The sequence below is a fragment of the Methylobacterium sp. 4-46 genome, assembly GCF_000019365.1.
Lineage (GTDB): Bacteria > Pseudomonadota > Alphaproteobacteria > Rhizobiales > Beijerinckiaceae > Methylobacterium.
Map to the genome: position 1 here is coordinate 7295793 of NC_010511.1, position 21051 is coordinate 7316843.

Annotated in this window: 20 protein-coding genes and 1 pseudogene; 10 read left to right on the forward strand and 11 right to left on the reverse strand. The window is 73.6% G+C overall.

The annotated features are described in order from the left end of the window. The first annotated feature begins 52 nt into the window (after positions 1-52). From M446_RS32100 to M446_RS32125, 6 genes are all read left to right on the forward strand, one after another. On the forward strand, positions 53-2257 hold the full coding sequence (locus tag M446_RS32100; protein ID WP_012336258.1) for a protein-disulfide reductase DsbD family protein: 2205 nt from the start codon (positions 53-55) through the stop codon (positions 2255-2257). A gap of 8 nt (positions 2258-2265) precedes the next feature. Beyond that, complete coding sequence (locus tag M446_RS32105; RefSeq protein WP_012336259.1) at positions 2266-2922, forward strand: thioredoxin family protein; 657 nt, start codon at positions 2266-2268, stop codon at positions 2920-2922. Positions 2923-2940: 18 nt separating this feature from the next. Beyond that, complete coding sequence (locus M446_RS32110) at positions 2941-3678, forward strand: DUF429 domain-containing protein (protein WP_012336260.1); 738 nt, start codon at positions 2941-2943, stop codon at positions 3676-3678. After that, the gene (locus tag M446_RS32115; protein WP_012336261.1) at positions 3675-4184 is read left to right on the forward strand and encodes an NUDIX hydrolase; all 510 of its coding nucleotides are present in this window, start codon (positions 3675-3677) and stop codon (positions 4182-4184) included. The genes M446_RS32110 and M446_RS32115 overlap by 4 nt, the downstream gene beginning before the upstream one ends. Before the next feature lie 98 nt (positions 4185-4282). Continuing rightward, positions 4283-4960, forward strand: a complete 678-nt coding sequence (locus M446_RS32120; RefSeq protein ID WP_012336262.1) for a carbonic anhydrase — start codon at positions 4283-4285, stop codon at positions 4958-4960. A 202-nt stretch (positions 4961-5162) separates the two neighbouring features. Continuing rightward, the gene (locus M446_RS32125; RefSeq protein WP_012336263.1) at positions 5163-6569 is read left to right on the forward strand and encodes an FAD/NAD(P)-binding protein; all 1407 of its coding nucleotides are present in this window, start codon (positions 5163-5165) and stop codon (positions 6567-6569) included. Positions 6570-6602: 33 nt separating this feature from the next. Here M446_RS32125 and atpC read toward each other — a convergent pair whose 3' ends face one another. From atpC to M446_RS32160, 7 genes are all read right to left on the reverse strand, one after another. Beyond that, positions 6603-7004 carry an ATP synthase F1 subunit epsilon gene (gene atpC, locus M446_RS32130; protein WP_012336264.1) on the reverse strand — a complete coding sequence of 134 codons (402 nt, stop codon included), beginning with the start codon at positions 7002-7004 and terminating at the stop codon, positions 6603-6605. 100 nt (positions 7005-7104) lie between these two features. After that, complete coding sequence (gene atpD / locus M446_RS32135) at positions 7105-8559, reverse strand: F0F1 ATP synthase subunit beta (protein ID WP_012336265.1); 1455 nt, start codon at positions 8557-8559, stop codon at positions 7105-7107. 25 nt (positions 8560-8584) lie between these two features. Continuing rightward, positions 8585-9463 carry a F0F1 ATP synthase subunit gamma gene (locus tag M446_RS32140; protein WP_012336266.1) on the reverse strand — a complete coding sequence of 293 codons (879 nt, stop codon included), beginning with the start codon at positions 9461-9463 and terminating at the stop codon, positions 8585-8587. A gap of 27 nt (positions 9464-9490) precedes the next feature. After that, entirely contained in the window at positions 9491-11020 is a 1530-nt protein-coding gene (gene atpA / locus M446_RS32145) for a F0F1 ATP synthase subunit alpha (protein WP_012336267.1), read from the reverse strand. A 61-nt stretch (positions 11021-11081) separates the two neighbouring features. After that, positions 11082-11654, reverse strand: coding sequence for a F0F1 ATP synthase subunit delta (locus M446_RS32150; protein ID WP_012336268.1), 573 nt, complete (start codon positions 11652-11654; stop codon positions 11082-11084). Between the two features lie 223 nt (positions 11655-11877). Beyond that, the gene (locus tag M446_RS32155) at positions 11878-12585 is read right to left on the reverse strand and encodes a DsbA family protein (RefSeq protein WP_012336269.1); all 708 of its coding nucleotides are present in this window, start codon (positions 12583-12585) and stop codon (positions 11878-11880) included. 107 nt (positions 12586-12692) lie between these two features. Continuing rightward, positions 12693-13319, reverse strand: a complete 627-nt coding sequence (locus M446_RS32160) for a 2-hydroxychromene-2-carboxylate isomerase (protein WP_012336270.1) — start codon at positions 13317-13319, stop codon at positions 12693-12695. 223 nt (positions 13320-13542) lie between these two features. Here M446_RS32160 and M446_RS32165 point away from each other — a divergent pair, with 223 nt between their 5' ends. Further along, the gene (locus M446_RS32165) at positions 13543-14784 is read left to right on the forward strand and encodes an argininosuccinate synthase (RefSeq protein ID WP_012336271.1); all 1242 of its coding nucleotides are present in this window, start codon (positions 13543-13545) and stop codon (positions 14782-14784) included. Between the two features lie 23 nt (positions 14785-14807). On the opposite strand, the gene M446_RS36575 is transcribed toward M446_RS32165, so the two are convergent. The 4 genes and pseudogenes from M446_RS36575 to M446_RS32180 form a co-directional block, all read right to left on the reverse strand. Further along, positions 14808-15020 (reverse strand): DUF4424 family protein, encoded by a 213-nt coding sequence (locus M446_RS36575; RefSeq protein ID WP_265576479.1) that lies wholly within the window; start codon positions 15018-15020, stop codon positions 14808-14810. A 118-nt stretch (positions 15021-15138) separates the two neighbouring features. After that, positions 15139-15807 (reverse strand): annotated as a pseudogene (locus tag M446_RS36140) (DUF4424 family protein); the annotation flags it as partial. 78 nt (positions 15808-15885) lie between these two features. Beyond that, the gene (locus M446_RS32175; RefSeq protein ID WP_012336272.1) at positions 15886-16227 is read right to left on the reverse strand and encodes a hypothetical protein; all 342 of its coding nucleotides are present in this window, start codon (positions 16225-16227) and stop codon (positions 15886-15888) included. A gap of 84 nt (positions 16228-16311) precedes the next feature. Continuing rightward, complete coding sequence (locus M446_RS32180) at positions 16312-17082, reverse strand: transglycosylase domain-containing protein (protein ID WP_012336273.1); 771 nt, start codon at positions 17080-17082, stop codon at positions 16312-16314. On the opposite strand from M446_RS32180, the gene M446_RS32185 reads away from it, so the two are divergent. From M446_RS32185 to M446_RS32195, 3 genes are all read left to right on the forward strand, one after another. Next, the gene (locus tag M446_RS32185; protein ID WP_210161167.1) at positions 17081-18091 is read left to right on the forward strand and encodes a polyprenyl synthetase family protein; all 1011 of its coding nucleotides are present in this window, start codon (positions 17081-17083) and stop codon (positions 18089-18091) included. The genes M446_RS32180 and M446_RS32185 overlap by 2 nt on opposite strands. Positions 18092-18159: 68 nt before the next feature. Further along, positions 18160-19266: a 3-isopropylmalate dehydrogenase gene (leuB, locus tag M446_RS32190; RefSeq protein ID WP_012336275.1), complete on the forward strand. Its 1107-nt coding sequence runs from the start codon at positions 18160-18162 to the stop codon at positions 19264-19266. An 85-nt stretch (positions 19267-19351) separates the two neighbouring features. Next, on the forward strand, positions 19352-20917 hold the full coding sequence (locus tag M446_RS32195; RefSeq protein ID WP_012336276.1) for a cation:proton antiporter: 1566 nt from the start codon (positions 19352-19354) through the stop codon (positions 20915-20917). Positions 20918-21051 lie beyond the last annotated feature (134 nt).

The following is a 21051-nucleotide window of genomic DNA, read 5'->3' on the forward strand; positions in this document are numbered from 1 at the left end:
GCCGCCTCGCCGCGGCCACGGAGTCCGGCTATCTGAACCGCGGAAGGTTCCGATGCACCGTCTCCCGTCGCTGCTCCTCGCCCTCGCGGCCCTCACCCTCCCCGCCGCCGCCCAGGCGCCGCGGGCGAACCCGCGATACGCCGACCTCGTGCGGGCCGAACTCGTGGCCGAGCCGAGCGCCGTGGCGCCCGGAGAGCCCTTCACGGTGGGCGTGCGGCTCACCATGAAGCCGCACTGGCACGTCTACTGGCGCAATCCCGGGGATTCCGGCCTCGCCCCCGAGATCGCCTGGACCCTGCCGGAGGGCTTCGAGGCCGGGCCGATCGCGTGGCCGGCGCCGTCCCGCATCCCGGTCGGCGACCTCGTCAATTTCGGCTACGAGGGCGAGACCGTCCTGACCACGACCCTGACCCCGCCCGCGCGCCTCGACGGCGCCGGCGTGACGGTGCGGGCGAAGGTCTCCTACCTCGTCTGCGAGCGGGAATGCATCCCGGGCGAGGCGCTCGTCGCCGCGACCCTGCCGGTGGCCCCGCCCGGCATCAGCCCGCGGCCCGACCCGCGCCAGCGCGACCGGTTCGCGGCCGCCCGCGCCGCCCTGCCGAAACCCTCGCCCTGGCCCTCCCGCCTGACCGAGGACGGCGACGCCCTCACCCTCCACCTCGACGCGCCCGGCCTGAAGCCGGGCTCGATCCGCGACCTCGCCTTCTTCCCGTACGCGGAGGCCGCGATCACGCACGCCGCGCCCCAGAAGGTCGCGGTCGACGCGGCCGGGCTCCACGTCGCGCTGACGCGCAGCAACCTCGCGCCCGCCGGGCCTCTCGGGCGCCTCGACGGCGTGCTGACCCTGACCGAGGACGCGCCGGACGGCCCGGTCCGCCACGCCTTCGCCCTCGGGGAGGCGCCCGCCGCGCCCGTCAGCGCGGCGCCCGCAAGCGCCGGGCCCGCCCCCGCCGCCCCGCCCGAGGCGGCGCCGCGGCCCGCCGGGGAGGCGCCGGCCGGCCTCTGGCAGGCGGCCCTGCTCGCGTTCCTCGGCGGCCTCCTCCTCAACCTGATGCCCTGCGTCTTCCCGGTCCTGTCGATCAAGGTGCTCGGCCTCGTGCGGCAATCGGGCGAGAGCGCCGCGCAGCTGCGCCGGCACGGGCTCGCCTACACGGCGGGCGTGCTCGGGGCCTTCCTGGGCCTCGCCGGGCTCCTGATCGCGCTGCGGGCCGGCGGCGCGCAGATCGGCTGGGGCTTCCAGCTGCAATCGCCCCTGGTGGTGGCGGGCCTCGCCTACCTGCTCTTCGCGATGGGCCTGAGCCTGTCGGGGGCGCTGCCGATCGGCGGCGGCATCGTCGGGCTCGGCGACGGGCTGACCCGGCGGGCGGGGCTCGAAGGCTCGTTCTTCACCGGCGTCCTCGCCACGATCGTCGCCACGCCCTGCACGGCGCCGTTCATGGCGGCGGCGGTCGGCTTCGCGCTGACCCAGGGCGCCGCCCTCGGCCTCGCGATCTTCGCCGCGCTCGGCCTCGGCCTCGCCCTGCCCTTCCTGCTCCTCACCCTGTGGCCCGCCGGCCTGCGCCGCCTGCCGCGGCCCGGCGCCTGGATGGAGACCCTCAAGGGCTTCCTCGCCTTCCCGCTCTACGCGACGGTGGCGTGGCTGGTCTGGGTGCTGAGCCAGCAGGTCGGCCCGGCCGGGCTGTTCCTCGCGCTCATCGGCTTCGTGCTGATCGGCTTCTGCGCCTTCGTCCTCGATCGCGCCCGCGCCGCCGGGCCGGTCGGGCGGAGGCTGGCGCAGGCGGCGGCCCTCGTCGGCGTGGTTGCCCTCGGCATGATCGCCGCCGCCCTCGACCGGGACCGGGCGGTGGCCGCCCCGGTGACGGTCGCCGGCGGGCCGGAGCCCTTCACCCAGGCGCGGCTCGACGGGCTCCTCGCCGAGGGACGGCCGGTCTTCCTCAACGTGACGGCGGCGTGGTGCATCACCTGCCAGGTCAACGAGCGCACCTCGCTCGCCACCGCCGCCGTGCGGGAGGCCTTCCGGGCCCGGAACATCGCCTACCTGAAGGGCGACTGGACCAACCAGAACCCCGAGATCACCCGCGTGCTGGAGGCCCATGGCCGGTCGGGCGTGCCGCTCTACCTGCTCTATCGCGGCCCCGGCGACGCGCAGGTGCTGCCGCAGATCCTGACCGAATCCAGCTTGCTGGCGGCCCTCGACGGGGTCGCGCCGCCGCGGCGCGCCGCCGCCCTCGGCGCCGCCTCGCCCGCCAAGGAGTGACCCGACCGATGCAGCCGACGACCCGCTTGGCCGCCTGCGCGCCGGCCGCTTCCGCGGTGCCCGCTCTCGCGGCGGCCGCCCTGACGGCCCTGCTGACCCTGGCAGGCCCGGCCGCCGCCGCCCCGGTGGTGGACAGGCCCGCCCCCGCCTTCCAGGCGAGCGATGCCGACGGGCGCACCGTCTCCCTCGACGACTTCAAGGGCAGGACGGTCGTCCTCGAATGGACGAACCACGAATGCCCCTTCGTGCAGAAGCACTACGGGGCGAAGGCGATGCAGGCCCTGCAGAGGAAGTGGACCGGCCAGGGCGTGGTCTGGCTCGCGGTGATCTCCTCGGCCCCCGGCGAGCAGGGCGCGCTGGACGGTGCCGGCGCCAAGCGCCTGAACGCGGAGCGCGGCGCCGTCCCGACCGCCGTGCTGCTCGATCCGCAGGGGCGGATGGGGCGCGCCTACGGGGCGCAGACGACGCCCCACATGTTCGTCATCCGGGGCGACGGCGAGCTGGCCTACATGGGCGGCATCGACGACAAGCCCTCCGTGAACCCCGCCGATCTCGGGACCGCGCACAACCTCGTCGACGCGGCGCTCACCGAGATCGCGGCCGGCAAGCCGGTCACGGTGAAGTCCGCGCGGCCCTACGGCTGCTCGGTCAAGTACGCCTCCTGAGGTGACGCGCCCGCGGCGATGACGGCCTGGGTCGCGGGCGTCGACGGCTGCCCGGGCGGCTGGATCGCCGCCTTCCAGCCCCTGGCGGCCGGCGCCCCCGTGCGCCTGCGCGTGCTGCCGGATCTCGCGTCGCTCTGCGACGGGCCCGAGGCGCCCGCCATCGTCGCCATCGACATCCCGATCGGCCTGCCGGAGCGCGTCGGCGCCGGCGGCCGCCTCGCCGAGCAGCTGGTCCGGCCGCTGCTCGGGCCCCGCCGGGCCTCGGTCTTCCCGACCTCGTCCCGCGCGGTGGTCCAGGCGCCGGACTACGCGGCGGCGATCGCCCTGTCCCGGCAGGGGGATCGCCAGCCCTTCGCGCCCTCCCCGCCCGCCAACGCCCTGTTCCCGCGCATCCGCGCCGTCGACGCGCTGCTGCGGGCGCGGGCGGAGCTGCGCGAGCGCGTCCGCGAGGTGCATCCCGAACTCGCCTTCGCGGTGCTCAATGGCGCGCCCCTGCCGGAGGCGAAGCGCACGAAGGGCGGCGCGGCCCTCCGGCGGGCCCTCCTCGCCCGCGCCGGGCTGCCGGAGGCGGCGATCGCCGGCCCGCCGCCGCGGGGCGCCAGGGCCGACGACCTCCTCGACGCGCTGGCGGCGCTCGTGGTGGCGCGGGGGATCGCGCGCGGGCGCGCCCTGTCCTATCCCGATCCGCCGGAGCGCGACGCGCACGGCCTGCCCGCCGCGATCTGGACCCTCCTGCCCGACGAGCCCTCGCCATGACCCTGCCGACCCGCGACATCGCCCGCGCCCTGGTCTTCGACCCGCAGGACCGCCTGCTGCTCATCGCCTACCAGGCGGTGCGGGACGTCGATCCCGCCCGGCCCGGGGAGCGCCGCTTCTGGTTCATGCCGGGCGGCGGCATCGAGCCCGGCGAGACGCCCGAGGAGGCCTGCCGGCGGGAGCTGCACGAGGAGATCGGGGTCGAGAACGCCCCGCTCGGCCCCCTCGTCGCGCGCTGCGACGGGCCCTTCACCCTGTTCACCAAGCCGCGCATCGCCCATGAGCGCTACTTCGTGGTGCGGCTGCCGAGCGACGCGATCGACACCGCGCGCCTCGCCGAGACGGAGGACAACCCGGTGCTCGGCACCCGCTGGTGGTCCCTCGACGCGCTGGAGACGACGCGCGAGCGCGTGGAGCCCGCCGGCCTCGCGGCCCTGGCCCGCCGGATCCTGGCGGGCGAGGCGGTGACGGAAGTCCACCTCGCCTGGGGGCCGGGGGCCGCCTAGTTGGGTTTGGACAGGGAGAGATCCCTCCGCCGGGTCCCGGGGCGGCGCCCCGGGCAGGCGTGCCACTTGCATCCCCCTCTTCGACGACGAGCCCGCCCATGCTTCCCGAAATCCTCACCCAAGGCTACCGCGCCTTCCTGGACGACCGCTTCGCGCGGGAGCGGGGGCGCTACGAATCCCTCGCGGAGGGCCAGAGCCCCGAGATCATGGTGATCAGCTGCTGCGACAGCCGGGTCTCGCCCGAGGTGGTCTTCGACGCGCGCCCGGGCGAGCTGTTCGTGGTGCGCAACGTCGCCAACCTCGTGCCGCCCTTCGAGACGGGCGGCGAGTATCACGGCACCTCGGCGGCGCTCGAATACGCCGTCCAGGCCCTCAAGGTGAAGCACATCGTGGTGCTGGGGCACGCCCGCTGCGGCGGCGTGCGGGCCTTCGCGGACGACGCGGCGCCGCTCTCGCCGGGCGACTTCATCGGCCGCTGGGTGTCGCTGATCGCCCCGGCCGCCGAGCGGCTCGGTCCCGGCGACGGGGGGGATTACCTGGAGCGGCTCGAATACGCCACGGTGGCGAACAGCCTCAAGAACCTGATGACCTTCCCTTGCGTGAAGATCCTGGTCGAGCGGGGACGGCTCCAGCTGCACGGGGCGCATTTCGGCATCGCGACCGGCCAGCTGCGGGTGCGCGACCCCGAGACCGGCGCGTTCCGGCTGGCGGTGCCGGAGGCGGAGGTGAGCCCGACGCGGCTGATCCGCTGCCAGGAGACGGAGACCGGCGCCTGAGCGCAACGGCTCGCGGGGATCTGGCTGAGGCTCGCGTTCCCGCCTCAATCCTGCCGCCGGACCGGTGATCCCCTCGGCGGACGATGCTTGGCCGGCGGGGGCTGGCCGGCGGGGGCTGGCCGGCGCGGGCTGGCCGGCGCGGGCTGCCCGGCGGCGGGCCGCTCCCAGGTGTCGCGAGAGCGTTTCGGCGGAGGACCGAGCGATGCCCCAGCTTCCCGTGGCGGTGATCGGTGCCGGCTTCAGCGGCACCATGGCGGCCCTGCACCTGAGCCGGCTGCTGCCGCCGGGGCGGCAGGTGCTGCTCTGCGAGCAGTCGGCGGTCTTCGCCCGCGGCCTCGCCTACGCGACGGGCTGTCCGGACCACCTCCTCAACGTCCGCGCCGCCAACATGAGCGCCTTCCCGGACGCGCCGGAGGATTTCTCGCGCTGGCTCGAACGCTGCGGCCTCGACGACCTCGCCTGCATCCGCGCGACGCCGGCGGGGGTGTTCGCCGCGCGCGGCCTCTACGGGCGCTACCTGACCGAGCTCCTCGTCGGGGCGCTGACCGGGGAGGCGTCGCCGCGCCTGCTCCTGGAGAACGACGCGGTAGTCGACCTCGCCCCCGCCCCCGAGGGTTTCCGCCTGACCCTGGCGGCCGGGCGGGTGAGGGCCGTGAGCGGGGTCATCCTCGCCTGCGGCAAACTCCGCGGCGGCCGCGACTGGACCACGCGCTACCGCCTCGATCCCTGGGACGAGGCTCCCCTCGACGGGCTGCGGGCGGACATGCCGGTGCTCGTCGTCGGCACCGGGCTCACCATGGTGGACGCGGTGGCGGCGCTCCGGCGGCGCGGCTTCCCCGGGCCGGTCCTCGCCCTCTCCCGCCACGGCTACCTGCCGCAGGTCCACGCGCCGGCCGCGCCCTGGCCGGCCCCCGCCCTGAGCGAGGCGGAGCGGCTCTCCGCGCGGCTCCTGCTCCGCCGCCTGCGCGCCGAGGCGGCGCGGGCGGCCGCCGCGGGCAGCGACTGGCGCGGCGTGATCGACGGGCTGCGCGCCGGCAGCGTCGCGCTCTGGCGCGGCCTGCCGGAGGCGGAGCAGCGGCGCTTCCTGCGCCACCTGCGCAGCGTCTGGGACGTGCATCGCCACCGGATGGCGCCGCCCGCGGCCGAGATCATCGCGCGGGAGCGCGAAGCCGGCGGGCTGTCGATCCTGCGGGGCCGGGTCGAGGCGGTGGCGGATCAGGCCGGCTTCGCGCTGGTGCGGATTCGGGAGCGGGGCGCGCCGACGCCGCGCGACCTGGCTGTGCAGCGGATCCTCGACGCGTCGGGCGTCGCCAGCGTGGCGCGCAGCGACGACCCGCTCCTGCGCCGCCTGATGCAGCGCGGCGTCGTCCGGCCCGACGCGCACGGCCTCGGCCTCGCCGCCGCGGAGGATCTCGCGCTCATCGGGGCCGACGGCACGGCCGGGCGACCGCTCTGGACCCTGGGACCGCTCCTGCGCGGCACGCTCTGGGAATGCACCGCCGTGCCCGACATCCGCGGCCAGGCGGCGGCCCTGGCCGCGACCGTGGCGGCGCGGCTCGCGGCCGAGGCCGCGCACGAAAAACCCCTCGCCCGGGCGGGAGAGGGGTGATGCGGGATCCGCGTCGATCAAGCGGATCCCGGATCAGAACTTCAGCGTCTCCTTCGACTCCCGCAGCTGCGCGATCTGCATGTCGAAGTCGCGGCGCTTGTCGAGGTCGTCCGTGGCGTCGCGCAGGGTCTCGACGTTGGCGATCTCCGCGTCGATGCTCTCGGGCGTGAGCTCCTCCACCGGCGTCGCGCGCTCGGCGATCACGATCAGGCCGGTCGCGTTGATCTCCGCGAAGCCCCCGCGCACCAGCACGCGCTTGCCGTGCTGAGGGCCCTCGGTGATGACCAGCACGCCGGTCTTGAGGGTGGTCAGGACCGGGGCGTGGCCCGGCAGGACGGTCATCTCGCCCTCGGAACCGGGCAGCTGCACGGCGTCGACCGCGCCCGAATAGATGACCCGCTCGGGGCCGACGAGATCGAACTGGAAAGTGGCCATGGGATGAGGTCAGTTCCGGTTGGGGCGGGCCCGGGTTTCGGTCGCGGAACGGGGACCGGGCGCGAGCCCGATCCCCGTTCGGTCAGGCGAACCGTGGCGATCAGGCCGCGGCGAGGCGCTGGGCCTTCTCGACCGCCTCCTCGATCGTGCCCACCATGTAGAAGGCCGCCTCCGGCAGGTGGTCGTACTCACCCTCGACCAAGCCCTTGAAGCCCTTGATCGTGTCCTCGAGGGCCACGAGCTTGCCGGGCGAGCCGGTGAAGACCTCGGCCACGTGGAAGGGCTGGCTGAGGAAGCGCTCGATCTTGCGGGCGCGGGCCACCGTCAGCTTGTCCTCCTCGGACAGCTCGTCCATGCCCAGGATCGCGATGATGTCCTGGAGCGCCTTGTAGCGCTGCAGCACCTGCTGCACCCGGCGGGCGGTGGCGTAGTGCTCCTCGCCCAGGATGGTCGGCGAGAGCATGCGCGAGGTCGAGTCGAGCGGGTCCACCGCCGGGTAGATGCCCTTCTCGGCGATCGAGCGCGACAGCACGGTCGTGGCGTCGAGGTGGGCGAAGGAGGTGGCCGGGGCCGGGTCGGTCAGGTCGTCGGCCGGCACGTAGATCGCCTGGACCGAGGTGATCGAGCCCTTCGTCGTGGTGGTGATGCGCTCCTGCAGGGCGCCCATGTCGGTGGCGAGCGTCGGCTGATAGCCCACCGCCGAGGGGATGCGGCCGAGCAGCGCCGACACCTCGGAACCCGCCTGCGTGAAGCGGAAGATGTTGTCGACGAAGAACAGCACGTCCTGGCCCTCGTCGCGGAAATGCTCCGCGACGGTGAGGCCGGTCAGCGCGACGCGGGCGCGGGCGCCCGGGGGCTCGTTCATCTGGCCGTAGACCAGGGCGCACTTGGAGCCCTCGGCGGAGCCGTGCTCCTTCGGGTCCATGTTGACCTTGGACTCGATCATCTCGTGGTAGAGGTCGTTGCCCTCGCGGGTCCGCTCGCCCACGCCCGCGAAGACCGAGTAGCCCGAATGGGCCTTCGCGATGTTGTTGATGAGCTCCATGATCAGCACGGTCTTGCCGACGCCGGCGCCGCCGAACAGGCCGATCTTGCCGCCCTTGGCGTAGGGCGCGAGCAGGTCGACGACCTTGATGCCGGTGACCAGGATCTGCGCCTCGGTCGACTGCTCGGCGTAGCTCGGGGCCGGCTGGTGGATGGCGCGGAAGCTCTGGGCCTCGATCGCGCCGGCCTCGTCGATCGGCTCGCCGATCACGTTCATGATGCGGCCGAGCGTGTTGGCGCCGACCGGGACCTTGATCGGGGCGCCGGTGTCGATGACCTCCTGGCCGCGCACCAGACCCTCGGACGTGTCCATGGCGATGCAGCGCACGGTGCTCTCGCCGAGCTGCATCGCCACTTCGAGGACGAGGCGGTTGCCCTGGTTCTTGGTCTCGAGCGCGTTCAGGATCTCGGGCAGGTGACCCTCGAACTGCACGTCGACGACCGCGCCGATGACCTGGGTGATGTGGCCGACCTTGTTCGAGCCGACGCCGGGAGTCGCAGTGTTCGCCATCTGATGAATTCCCTGGAATGAGCGGTCAGAGCGCCTCGGCGCCGGAGATGATCTCGATCAGCTCCTTGGTGATCTGGGCCTGACGGGTCCGGTTGTAGACCAGCGTCTGCTTCTTGATCATCTCGCCGGCGTTGCGGGTCGCGTTGTCCATGGCGCTCATGCGCGCGCCCTGCTCGGAGGCGGCGTTCTCCAGGAGCGCCCGGAGGATCTGGACGGTGAGGTTCTTCGGCAGCAGCGCCGCCAGGATCTCGCCCTCGTCCGGCTCGTACTCGTAGGCGGCGTCGGTCTGCGCGGCCTCGCCGGCCGGCGGGATCTCGGCCGGGATGATCTGCTGCGCGGTCGGGATCTGCACGATCACCGACCGGAAACGCGAGTAGAACAGGGTCGCGATGTCGAACTCGCCCGCCTCGAAGCGGCCGAGCAGGTTCTGGGCGATCGTCTCGGCATTGTCGAAGCCGAGCTGGCGCACGCCGCGCAGCTCGATCAGCTCGACGATCTGGTCGCGGAACTCGCGGCGCAGGATGTCGTAGCCCTTCTTGCCGACGCAGATGATCTTGACCGTCCGGCCCTCCGCGGTGAGGCGGCGGGCGTGATCGCGCGCGAGGCGCGCGATCGAGGAGTTGAAGGCGCCGCAGAGGCCGCGCTCCGCGGTGCAGACGAGCAGCAGGTGGACCCGGTCGGCGCCCGTGCCCGACAGGAGCCGGGGCGTCTCCGCCCCGGGCGTCAGGTTCGTGGCGAGGTTGCCGAGGACGGCGGCCATCCGCTCCGCGTAGGGCCGGGCGTTCTCCGCCGCATTCTGCGCGCGGCGGAGCTTGGCCGCCGCCACCATCTGCATCGCCTTGGTGATCTTCTGGGTCGCCTTCACCGAGGCGATGCGGTTGCGCAGGTCCTTCAGACTCGGCATCGGGGGTCCCTCAGGGCTCGTGCCGGGTTACGAGAAGGACTTGGCGAAGGACTCGACCACGCCCTTCAGCTTGGCCGCCGCGTCGTCGCCGAGGTCCTTGGAGGTCCGGATCGTCTCCAGGAGGTCGGCGTGCCGGCCGCGCAGGGTCGAGAGCAGCCCGTCCTCGAAGGCGCGCACCCGGTTGACCGGGATCGCGTCGAGGTAGCCGTTCACGCCGGCGTAGATCACCGCGACCTGCTCCTCCATCTTGAGCGGCGAGAATTGCGGCTGCTTCAGGAGCTCGGTCAGGCGCGAGCCGCGGTTCAGCAGGCGCTGGGTCGCCGCGTCGAGGTCGGAGCCGAACTGCGCGAAGGCCGCCATCTCGCGGTACTGCGCGAGCTCGCCCTTGATCTTGCCGGCGACCTTCTTCATCGCCTTGGTCTGGGCCGCCGAGCCGACGCGCGAGACCGAGAGGCCGACATTCACCGCCGGGCGCACGCCCTGGTAGAACAGGTCGGTCTCCAGGAAGATCTGGCCGTCGGTGATCGAGATCACGTTGGTCGGGATGTAGGCCGAGACGTCGTTGGCCTGCGTCTCGATGACCGGCAGGGCGGTCAGCGAGCCGGCGCCGGCGGCGTCGCCCATCTTGGCGGCGCGCTCTAGCAGCCGGGAATGCAGGTAGAACACGTCGCCCGGATAGGCCTCGCGGCCCGGCGGGCGGCGCAGCAGCAGCGACATCTGGCGGTAGGCGACGGCCTGCTTGGACAGGTCGTCGTAGATGATCACGGCGTGCATGCCGTTGTCGCGGAAGAACTCGCCCATGGCGCAGCCGGAGAACGGCGCCAGGAACTGCATCGGCGCCGGGTCGGAGGCGGTGGCGGCGATCACGATCGAGTAGTCGAGCGCGCCGTTATCCTCCAGCACCTTGACGAACTGGGCGACGGTCGAGCGCTTCTGGCCCACCGCGACGTAGACGCAGTAGAGCTTGGCCTTCTCGTCGGTGCCCTCGTGGGCCGGCTTCTGGTTGAGGATGGTGTCGAGCGCGATGGCGGTCTTGCCGGTCTGACGGTCGCCGATGATCAGCTCGCGCTGGCCGCGGCCGATCGGGATCAGCGCGTCGACCGACTTCAGGCCGGTGGCCATCGGCTCGTGCACCGACTTGCGCGGGATGATGCCGGGAGCCTTGACGTCGACGCGGCGGCGCTCGGTCGAGACGATCGGGCCCTTTCCGTCGATCGGGTTGCCGAGCGCGTCGACGACGCGGCCGAGCAGGCCCTTGCCGACCGGGACGTCCACGATGGCGCCGGTGCGCTTGACGGTCTGGCCTTCCTTGATGTCGCGGTCGACGCCGAAGATGACGACGCCGACATTGTCCTGCTCGAGGTTCAGGGCCATGCCGCGCACGCCCGACTCGAACTCGACCATCTCGCCGGCCTGGACGTTGTCGAGGCCGTAGACGCGGGCGATGCCGTCGCCGACCGACAGGACCTGGCCGACCTCGGTGACCTCGGCCTCCTGGCCGAAGTTCTTGATCTGCTCCTTCAGGATCGCGGAGATCTCAGCGGCTCGGATGTCCATCGTCGGACCTTCTCTCGTTCGAGTGTGTGTCAGGGGCGGATCGCGCGGGGGCTCGGTGCCCTCAGCGCGCGTCCCGCATCGCGAGGCGGATGCTGTTGAGCCTGGTGCGCAGCGAGGCGTCGACCATGCGGCTGCCGAGCTTGACCACGATGCCGCCGATCAGGCTCGGGTCGACGCGCAGGTCGAGCTCGACCTCCGCGCGGGCGACGTCGCGCAGGGAGGCCTTGATCTCCTCCAGCACGGCGTCGGAGGGGGGTTCGGCGAGCCGCACCTCGGCCCGGACGATGCCCTTGGCCTCGCGCACCAGCACCCGGTAGGCCCGGATCATGTCGGGGAGCACGAACAGCCGGCGGTTGGCGGCCGCGAGGCGGATGAAATTGGCCGCCAGGCCGGTGATGCCGGCGCGGGCCAGCACCGCCTCGACCGCCTTGACCTGCTCCTCGGTGCTGAAGACGGGGCTGCGCACCAGGCGCTGCAGGTCGGCGCTCTCGCGCAGCAGCGCGTCGAACCGGTCGAGCCCCTCGGTGACTGCGTCCACGGCGCGCTCGTCGCGCGCCAGTTCGAACAGGGCCGAGGCGTAGCGCCCCGCGACGCCGCCCAGGGTGGAACCCGATTCCGATCCGTTCTGAGCCACCAGCGCTCTCTCTCTACCTGGGCCGCCGGGTCCCGCTTCCGCCCCTCGCCGGCTCGGCGGCGCGGCCCGTCGATGATGGGAAGGCGCCGGACCGGAAGCCCCCCTCCCCGGCGCGGCGCGGGCCTAGCATGGGTTCACGGGGGGCGCAAGGCGACGCCTGGGGCCGGGCCGGGGCGCTTCCGGCAACCGGTTCAGCGGGTTGGAGAGGGCCGGCCGGGGGCGCTCAGCCGGGACTTTCCGTGTTGCACACAACGGTGTCGCAGGTCTCGACGCTGGCCAGGATGCGGGCGAGGGTCCGCCCGCCGGGATGGCCGAGGAGCGCGGTCGTCCCCACCACGTAGGACGGGGTAGCCGAAAGGCCAAGGTCGGCGGCCAGCCGCATCTGGGTCGCGAGCGCCCGCCCGACCAGGGTCGAATCGGCCTCTTCCGCCAGGGCGGCGCGGTCGTGGCCGAGCGCGCGGGCGGCGTTGAGGGAGGCCGGCCCGTCGATCGCGCCGGGGCGGCCGAGGAGGTCCCGGTAGAGGGCGAAGGACGCGGCCGGGCCGGCCCGCCGCTGCAGGGCGAGCGCGACCTTGGCGGCCTGCGCCGAGCGCGGCGACAGGATCGGGTTCTGGACGAGGCCGATCCGCAGGGTCGGGCGGGCCCGGAGCAGGGAGTCGAGGTCGCGGGAGGCCGCCCGGCACCAGGGGCAGTTGAAGTCGAAGAACTCGTAGAGGGTGATGTCGGGCGTCGCGCTGCCGGCCAGCACGATCCCGGGCAGGGCCTCGATCTCGGAGACGAGTTCCCCGGGCAGGCGGCGGTTGGCGACCGGGCGCCCGTCATCCCCGGTGAGCGGGTACCATTGGCCCTCGCCGGCGGGGTCCTCCTGCGCCCGGGCCGGGGCGGCGGAGGCGGCGAGCGCGGCGAGGAAGGAGCGGCGGGAGAGACGCATCGGGGGAACCGGTTCGGACCAGGACGGCAGGGGTGCCGCCCCAGCTTGGCCGAAACAAGGCGCCGCGCGCCCGTCCCGGAGGGCTCCCTGCGGCTCCCGGCCCCGGATCAGGTGAAGCCCGGCGGGCGCTCCCCCACCGCCCAGGCCAGGGCCTGTTCGAGCCTGTCGTTGCCCCAGAACAGCTCGCCGTCCTCGGTGAGGAAGGTGGGCGCGCCGAAGATGCCGCGCGACTTCGCCTCCTCGCCGATGACGCGCAGCCGGCTCTTGTTCGGCTCGGCGGTCGCCGCCTTGACGATGCCCGGGCCGTCGAGGGAGAGGCCGTTCAGCAGGGCCGAGATGCTGCCGGGCTCGGCGATCGACTGGCCTCGGGCGAATTCTGCCTCGAAGACGGCGCGGGTGAAGGCGCCGATCCAGGGCTCCTCGGCCCCGTAGGTCGCCACCCGCGCCGCCGCGAGGCTGTTCTGCGGGAACTCGGCGGGCCGCCGGATCGGCGGCAGGCCGAGCCGCGCCGCCTCGCGGGCGAGGTCGCGCCACATGGCGCGGCCCTTGGCCGGGTAGAGGTTGAAGGGCGAGGTGGACCAGCCCTGGCCGGCGAAGAGCGGCCCGAGCAGGAAGGGCCGCCAGCGCAGGGAGACCCCCGCCGCCTCCGCCAGCGCCTCGATCCGCATCGCCGCGAGGTAGGAGTAGGTCGACGCGAATTCGAACCAGAATTCGAGGGTGGGCCGGCGCGCCATCAAGGCTCCTCCTGCGCATCATCCAGGCAGCTTCGCTCCGCCCCCGCCCTGCCACAAGCGCCAAGGCCGAAGCCAAGGCCGAAGCCAAGGCCGCAGCCGAGGCCGATGCCGGGCGGGGAGCGCCGCGCGGGGAAAGCGCCGGGGCGCCGCCGCGGTTGCACGCGGGCGGGCGCGGCTGATAGAGCCGCGCGTCCCTTCCTGCCGGCAGCCGAGGCCCGTTCCCATGGCACACCCAACCCAGAAGCGCGTGCAGAAGGTCGTGCTCGCCTATTCGGGCGGGCTCGACACCTCGATCATTCTCAAATGGCTCCAGACCACCTACGGCTGCGAGGTGGTGACGTTCACGGCCGACCTCGGCCAGGGCGAGGAGCTGGAGCCGGCCCGGCGCAAGGCGGAGCTGCTCGGGATCAAGCCCGAGAACATCTTCATCGAGGACCTGCGCGAGGAATTCGTCCGCGACTACGTCTTCCCGATGTTCCGGGCGAATGCCCAGTACGAGGGCGTGTACCTCCTGGGCACCTCGATCGCCCGGCCCCTGATCGCCAAGAAGCAGATCGAGATCGCCGACCGGGTCGGGGCCGACGCGGTCGCGCACGGCGCCACCGGCAAGGGCAACGACCAGGTCCGGTTCGAGCTCGGCTACTACGCCCTCAAGCCCGACGTGACGGTGATCGCCCCCTGGCGCGAGTGGGATTTCAAGAGCCGCGAGGCGCTGCTCGCCTTCGCCGAGCAGCACCAGATCCCGATCGCCAAGGACAAGCGCGGCGAGGCGCCCTTCTCGGTCGACGCGAACCTGCTGCACGCCTCCTCGGAGGGCAAGGTGCTGGAGGATCCGGCGCTGGACGTGCCGGACTACGTCTATTCCCGCACCCTCTCGCCCGAGGAGGCGCCCGACAGCCCGACCGTGATCACGATCGGCTTCGAGCGCGGCGACGCGGTCTCGCTCGACGGGGAGCCCCTGTCGCCCGCCACGCTGCTCGCGCGGCTCAACGACCTCGGCCGGGCCAACGGCATCGGCCGCCTCGACCTCGTCGAGAACCGCTTCGTCGGCATGAAGAGCCGCGGCATGTACGAGACGCCCGGCGGCACGATCCTGCTGCCGGCCCACCGGGCGATCGAGTCGATCACCCTCGACCGCGGCGCGGCCCACCTCAAGGACGAGCTGATGCCGCGCTACGCCGAGCTGATCTACAACGGCTTCTGGTTCTCGCCCGAGCGCGAGATGCTGCAGGCGCTGATCGACAAGAGCCAGGAGCTGGTGACCGGCACGGTGCGCCTGAAGCTCTACAAGGGCGGCGTCTACGTGATCGGCCGCGAGAGCCCGAACTCCCTCTACGACCAGGACCTCGTCACCTTCGAGGAGGGCGCGGTGGCCTACGACCAGCGCGACGCGGCCGGCTTCATCAAGCTCAACGCCCTGCGCCTGCGCACGCTGGGGCAGCGCAGGCGCAAGATCGGGGGTTGAGAGGGCGGGGCGCCCCCACCCCCTCACTTGATCCCGAGCGCCTCCGGGTCGCGCGACACGAACAGCACCCGCAGGTCCTCGTCCGGCACGTAGTCGCGGGCCTCCCACCGGAAGGTGGTGGGGCCGGTCTTCGTCACGCCGCTCCGGCAGAAGCTCACCAGCGTGTCGGGGCGGCCCTTGTCGATGGTCAGGGTGAAGCGGCCGATGCGGCCGGCCCAGTTCCGCGCCGTGGTCACGATGTAGGGGACCACCGCCGACGAGACGACGCCGCCCGAATTCCTTGCCCTGCCCGATCAGGCGCCGGATCCCGCCGAGCCCCGCCTCGTCGAGGCAGTAGCGGGTTCGGTACTCCCGGCGCGACGCCTCTTTGGCGTCGAGGAGGTAGGTCCCCTTCACGGGCACGTAGGCGTGCGACACGGCGACGTCCCGGCCCGGAGGAAAGGTCTGCTCCCAGTGGAACTTGGCCTCAAGCCGCCACTGCCCCCATTCGGGGCCGTCCTCGGCCGGCAGCAGGCCCTCCGCGGCGAGGCGCCGGCGCGCCTCGGGCGAGAGCGCCTTGACGGCCTTCTCCAGGTCGGCCCGGCGCAGCGGGTTGAGGGGCAGGCCGTGGCGCCTGAGGAGGTCGGTGACCTCGCGCGCGCCGAGATAGGCCCGCTCCTCCAGGGCCGGACGGATCGCCGCCCCGTCCACCGTCACGGTGAAGCCGACGAAATTCGCCCGGTCCTCGAAGGGCAGCGAGAGCGGCGAGGAGCTCAGCGCCGCCCCGTCGACCGAGGGGAGCGGGAAGGCGACCCGGAGCCGGCGCGGCGCCTCGCCCGTGTTGCGGAACACGTAGTCGACCGCGATGCGGTCGAGGCCGAGGCGCAGGTCCTCGCTCAGGAGCGCGACCGCCGGATCCTTGACGAGGGCGAGGCCGCCCGCGTCGAGTTCCGCCGCGCTGTCGTTGGCCCGGGCCGGCGCCCCGGCCAGACCCAGGAGCGCGAGGGCGATCCCGCCGCACGCCCGCAACCGACCGATCCGCATCCAGCCCCCCGCTTGCCCGAGCCCGGGAGGCCGTATCGCGAAAACCCGCCGTAAGGGAAGGCCCTCCGGCGTCCCGGCTCAGTGCTCGGCCTCGTCGTCGATGTCGATGAGGAACAGGATGTCGACGTCGTCCGGCTCCTCCTCGTCGGACGTGCCCGACGCCGCGGTCGCGCCCGAATCGTCCGGCTCCTCGTCGAACTCCTCGTCCTCCTCCATCGCCTCGTCGAAGGTGTCGACCTCGTCCTCGGTCGAGGGACGCAGCTTGAGCGCGGAATCCTCGCCCGACCAGAGCGGGCGCCCCTCGGTGGTCATGGTGCGCAGGTCGTCCTTGAACCCCTCCACGTCGAGGAGCTCGCGGGCCTGGGTCTCGGTGGCCCGGATGACGGCGACCGGGGTTCCGTTGATTTCGAGTGTGAACATGCTGCCTCCTGCGCGGCCAGGCCCGCTCTCTACGCGGGGAATGGACGGCGCGCCACCCGCGTTCCCGGGCGTCGCGCCGCAGCGTCAGGGCCGGACGCAGGCGGCGAGCGAGCCGATGCGCGCCAGGCGCGCCTGCAGGCGCCCGGCGAGCGCCCTCAAGCCCCGCGACGGGTGGGCCGGGCTGCGGGCCGCCGGGTTGGGCAGGGCGACGACGAGGAGCGCCGCCTCGCTCCGGGTGAGGTCGCGGGCGCCCTTGCCGAACCAGTGACGGGCGGCGGCCTCCGCGCCGTAGATGCCGTCCCCCCACTCGGCCACGTTGAGGTAGATCTCCATCGTCCGCCGCTTGCCCCAGACCAGGTCCGCCAGCAGCGCGAGGGGGATCTCCATCGCCTTGCGCAGGTAGGAGCGGCCGGGCCACAGGAAAACGTTCTTGACCGTCTGCATGGTGACCGTGGAGGCGCCGCGGCTCGGCCCGTCCTCGTCGCTCACCACCTCGCCGAGCGCCTCCCAGTCGACGCCCCGGTGCAGGCAGAAGCGCTGGTCCTCGGAGGCGATCACCGCCTGGACCAGGACCGGGGCGATGCCGGCGAGCGGGACGCGGTCCCGCTCGACCGGCCGGCCGGTCAGCCAGCGGCCGAGCATGAGGGTTGAGGGCGGATCGACCGCGCGATAGACGAGCGCGAGGCACAGGACGAGGATCACCGCGGTGAAAGGCAGCAGCACGAGCAGGCGCAGCGCGCGGGCGAACCGGCGCGCGGGCGCCGCGGCGGACCGGCCCGCCTCCTGCCCCGTGATCGCGCCGCGCGGCTCCTGAATCCCGTCCTCCCCCGCTTCCTCGACCGAGGCTTTCCCCATGACGTCACCGCAGGCCGGCCCGGCCGAGACACGCAAGCCCGCCGCGGCTTCCCCCGGTCCTTCGCACGGAACGGCCGGCGGCTTCTATCCGGAGGGCGCCGATTTCCCCGCCCGGCTCACAGCGGTCGCGGAGGCGGTGGAGGTCTTTCTCGACGAGCGCCTCGGCGACGCGACCGGCCCGGGCGAGATCACCCGGCCCCCGCGCCTGATGCAGGCGATGCGCCACGCGGTGCTCGGCGGCGGCAAGCGCCTGCGCCCCTTCCTGACCATCGAGACCGCCCGTCTCCTCGGCGGCCCCTATCCGGGAGCGCTGGCCGCGGGCGGGGGCATCGAACTCGTCCACTGCTACTCGCTGGTCCACGACGACCTGCCGGCCATGGACGACGACGACCTGCGCCGCGGCAAGCCCACCGTCCACAAGGCCTTCGACGAGGCGACGGCGATCCTGGCGGGCGACGCGCTGCTGACGCTCGCCTTCGAACTCTTGGCCGACCCGGCCTGGCAACCCGACGCGGGCATCCGGGCCGACCTCGTGCTCGGGCTCGCCCGGGCGGCCGGTCTCGGCGGGATGGTCGGCGGCCAGCTCCTCGACCTCGGCGCCGAGGGCCGCTTCGGCGAGGCGGCGCTCGACGTCGACGCGACCCTGCAGCTCCAGGCGATGAAGACCGGCGCGCTCCTCGCCGTCTCGGTCGAGGCCGGGGCGATCGTCGGTGGCGCCGACGCGGAGCAGCGCGCCGCCCTCCTCGCCTACGGCCGCGCCCTCGGCCAGGCCTTCCAGGTCGCCGACGACATCCTCGACCGCGAGGCCTCCGCCGAGGCGATGGGCAAGCGCACCGGCAAGGACGCGGCGGCCGGCAAGGCGACCCTGGTCGATCGCCTCGGCCTCGACGGCGCCCGCGCCGAGTGCGAGCGCCTCGTCGGCGTCTGCGAGGCCGCCCTGCGCCCCTGGGGCGAGGCCGCCGCGACGCTGCGCGAGGCGGCCCGCTTCACGGTCGCGCGCAAGACCTGAGCGGGCGCGGCGCGCCCCTCGTCCCCTCGTCCCCTCGTCCCCTCGTCCCCTCCCCCGGAACCCATCCCATGGCCACGCACAAGATCCTGCTCCTTCCCGGCGACGGCATCGGCCCCGAAGTGGCGCGCGAGGTGGAGAAGGTGCTGGCCTGGCTGTCGGCCCGCGGCATCGCCGCCTTCGAGACCGAGACCGACCTCGTCGGCGGCGCGGCCCTCGACGCGCACGGCGTGCCCCTCACCGAGGCCGCGCTGGAGCGCGCCAGGGCGGCGGACGCGGTGCTGTTCGGCGCCGTCGGCGGGCCGAAATGGGCGGAGGTCGCCTACGCGAAGCGGCCCGAGGCGGGCCTCCTGCGCCTGCGCAAGGATCTCGGGCTGTTCGCGAATCTGCGCCCGGCGATCTGCTACCCGGCGCTCGCCGAGGCCTCGGCGCTCAAGCGGGAGCTGGTCGAGGGGCTCGACATCGTGATCGTCCGCGAACTGACGGGCGGCGTCTATTTCGGCGAGCCCAAGGAGATCGTCACCCTGGAGGACGGCACCAAGCGCGCCGTCGACACCCAGATCTACACGTCGGGCGAGATCGAGCGCATCGCCGCGGTGGCCTTCGACCTCGCCCGCAAGCGGCGCAACAAGGTCTCCTCGGCCGAGAAGCACAACGTGATGAAGACCGGCGTCCTCTGGAAGGAGGTGGTCGGCCGCGTGCACGCCGAGCGGTTCTCCGACGTCGCGCTGGAGCACGTGCTGGCCGACAATTGCGCGATGCAGCTGGTGCGCAACCCCAAGCAGTTCGACGTGCTCGTCACCGACAACCTGTTCGGCGACATCCTATCGGACGTGGCCGCGATGCTGACCGGCTCGCTCGGGATGCTGCCCTCGGCCTCGCTCGGCGCCGTCGAGAACGGGACGCGGCGCGCCCTCTACGAGCCGGTCCACGGCTCGGCGCCCGACATCGCCGGCCAGAACCTCGCCAACCCGATCGCCATGATCGGCTCGCTCGCCATGGCCCTGCGCTACTCCTTCGACCTCGGCGAGGCCGCCGACCTCGTCGAGGGTGCGATCACCCGGACGCTCGCCTCCGGCACCCGCACCCGCGACATCGCCGGCCCGGGGGCGAACGCGGTCGGGACGCGCGAGATGGGCGACGCGATCCTGCGCGAACTCGCGGCGCTGGCCGGCTGACGGGCGCCGGCCCGGGGGATCTCCCCCGCCCGGTGTCGGTGCGCGCCGCGCGCCCTATCTCCGCAGCCGGGTGGTTGCGGAGCGCATGCACGTCTTCGAATGGATCGTCGGCGTCCTGCTGGTCGCCGTGCTGCTGGCGGCCCTGGCACGGCGCCTCGGGGCGCCGTTCCCGGCCTTCCTGGCCCTCGGCGGGGCGGCCCTCGCCTTCGTGGACGCGGTCCCGAGCCTGCGCCTCGACCCCGACCTCGCCCTCGCCCTGTTCGTCGCGCCGGTCCTGCTCGATGCCGGCTACGACACGTCCCTGCGCGACCTGCGCGTCAACTGGCTGCCCATCGCGGGCCTCGTCCTCGGGGCGGTCGGCATCACCACGGTGGCGGTGGCCGCGACCCTGCGCTGGCTCGTGCCCGACATGCCGCTCGCGGCCTGCATCGCGCTCGGCGCGATCGTGGCGCCGCCCGACGCGGTCGCGGCCCTCTCGGTGCTGCGCCACGTGCCGCTGCCCCACCGGCTCGTCACCATCCTCAAGGGCGAGAGCCTGTTCAACGACGCCTCGGCGCTGCTGATCTACCGGCTCGCCGTGCCGGCGGCCGTGAGCGGCAGCTTCGCGGCGCGGGACGTGGTGCCGACCTTCCTGATCGGGGTGGTCGGCAGCCTCGTGGCCGGGCCGGTCCTGGCCTGGATCTACGTGCGGGCGGTGCGGGGCATCGCCGACGCGCCGAGCAGCATCGTGCTGCAATTCGTCGCCACCTTCGGGATCTGGGTCATGGCCGAGCGGGCCGGGCTCTCCGGGGTGCTGACGGTGGTGAGTTACGCCATCACCGTGGCACGGATCTCCCCGGCGACGATGCCCGCCCATCTGCGGGTCCCCTCCTACGCGGTCTGGGAGACGGCGGTCTTCGTCCTCAACGTGCTCGCCTTCGTGCTGATCGGGCTGCAGGTCGGGCCGATCCTGGAGGGGCTGACGCCAGAGGACCGCAACCGCTACGCCGTGGTGGCGGCGGCCCTGTTCCTCACCGTGGTGCTGGTGCGCCTCGCCTGGGTGATGGGCGCGGCGGCTTTCGGGCGGCTGTGGCGCCGATACGGGGGGGCGATCGGGCCCGAGCCCGCGAGCCTGTCGGGCAGCGCCACGGTGGCGTGGTGCGGCATGCGCGGCGTCGTCACGGTGGCGCTGGCGCTCGCCCTGCCGGAGGGCGGAGAGCGCGCCTTCCCGTACCGCGACCTCGTGGTGCTCACCGCCTTCGCCGTGGTGCTCGGCACGCTGGTGATCCAGGGCCTCACCCTGCGCCCGCTCCTCGCCTGGCTGGCGCTGCGCGACGACGACCCGGTCGGGCGCGAGGTCGGGCTCGCCCGCGCGGAGGCCTACCGGGCGGCGGTCGCGAGCCTGTCGCGCGAGCGCTCGCCGCACGCGGCGGCCCTGCGCCACGAATTCGCGGCGGTGCTCAACGAGGCCGAGCGCGACCGCGAGGGCCGCGCGCCGGGCAGCCTGCCCTCCGACGCGCCCCGCCGCCGGGCGATCGAGGCCGCCCGCCAGACCATCCTCGACCTGCGCGACAGGGGCGCCATCGGCGACGACGCCTTCTTCCGCCTGGAGGAGGAGCTCGACTGGGCCGAGCTCAGCGCGACGCCGCGGGAGGAGATCGACCAGATCTAGCCCGAAGGCCCCGGGCGGGGCGGGCCAGGGAGCCGCAAGGGGGGTGGGCAAGGGCGCGAGCCTCGGGGTATGGCGGGCACGACGGCCCATCGCGGCGGTGCCCCCGCCGGGACGCCGCGCGAGGAAGCCCCAGA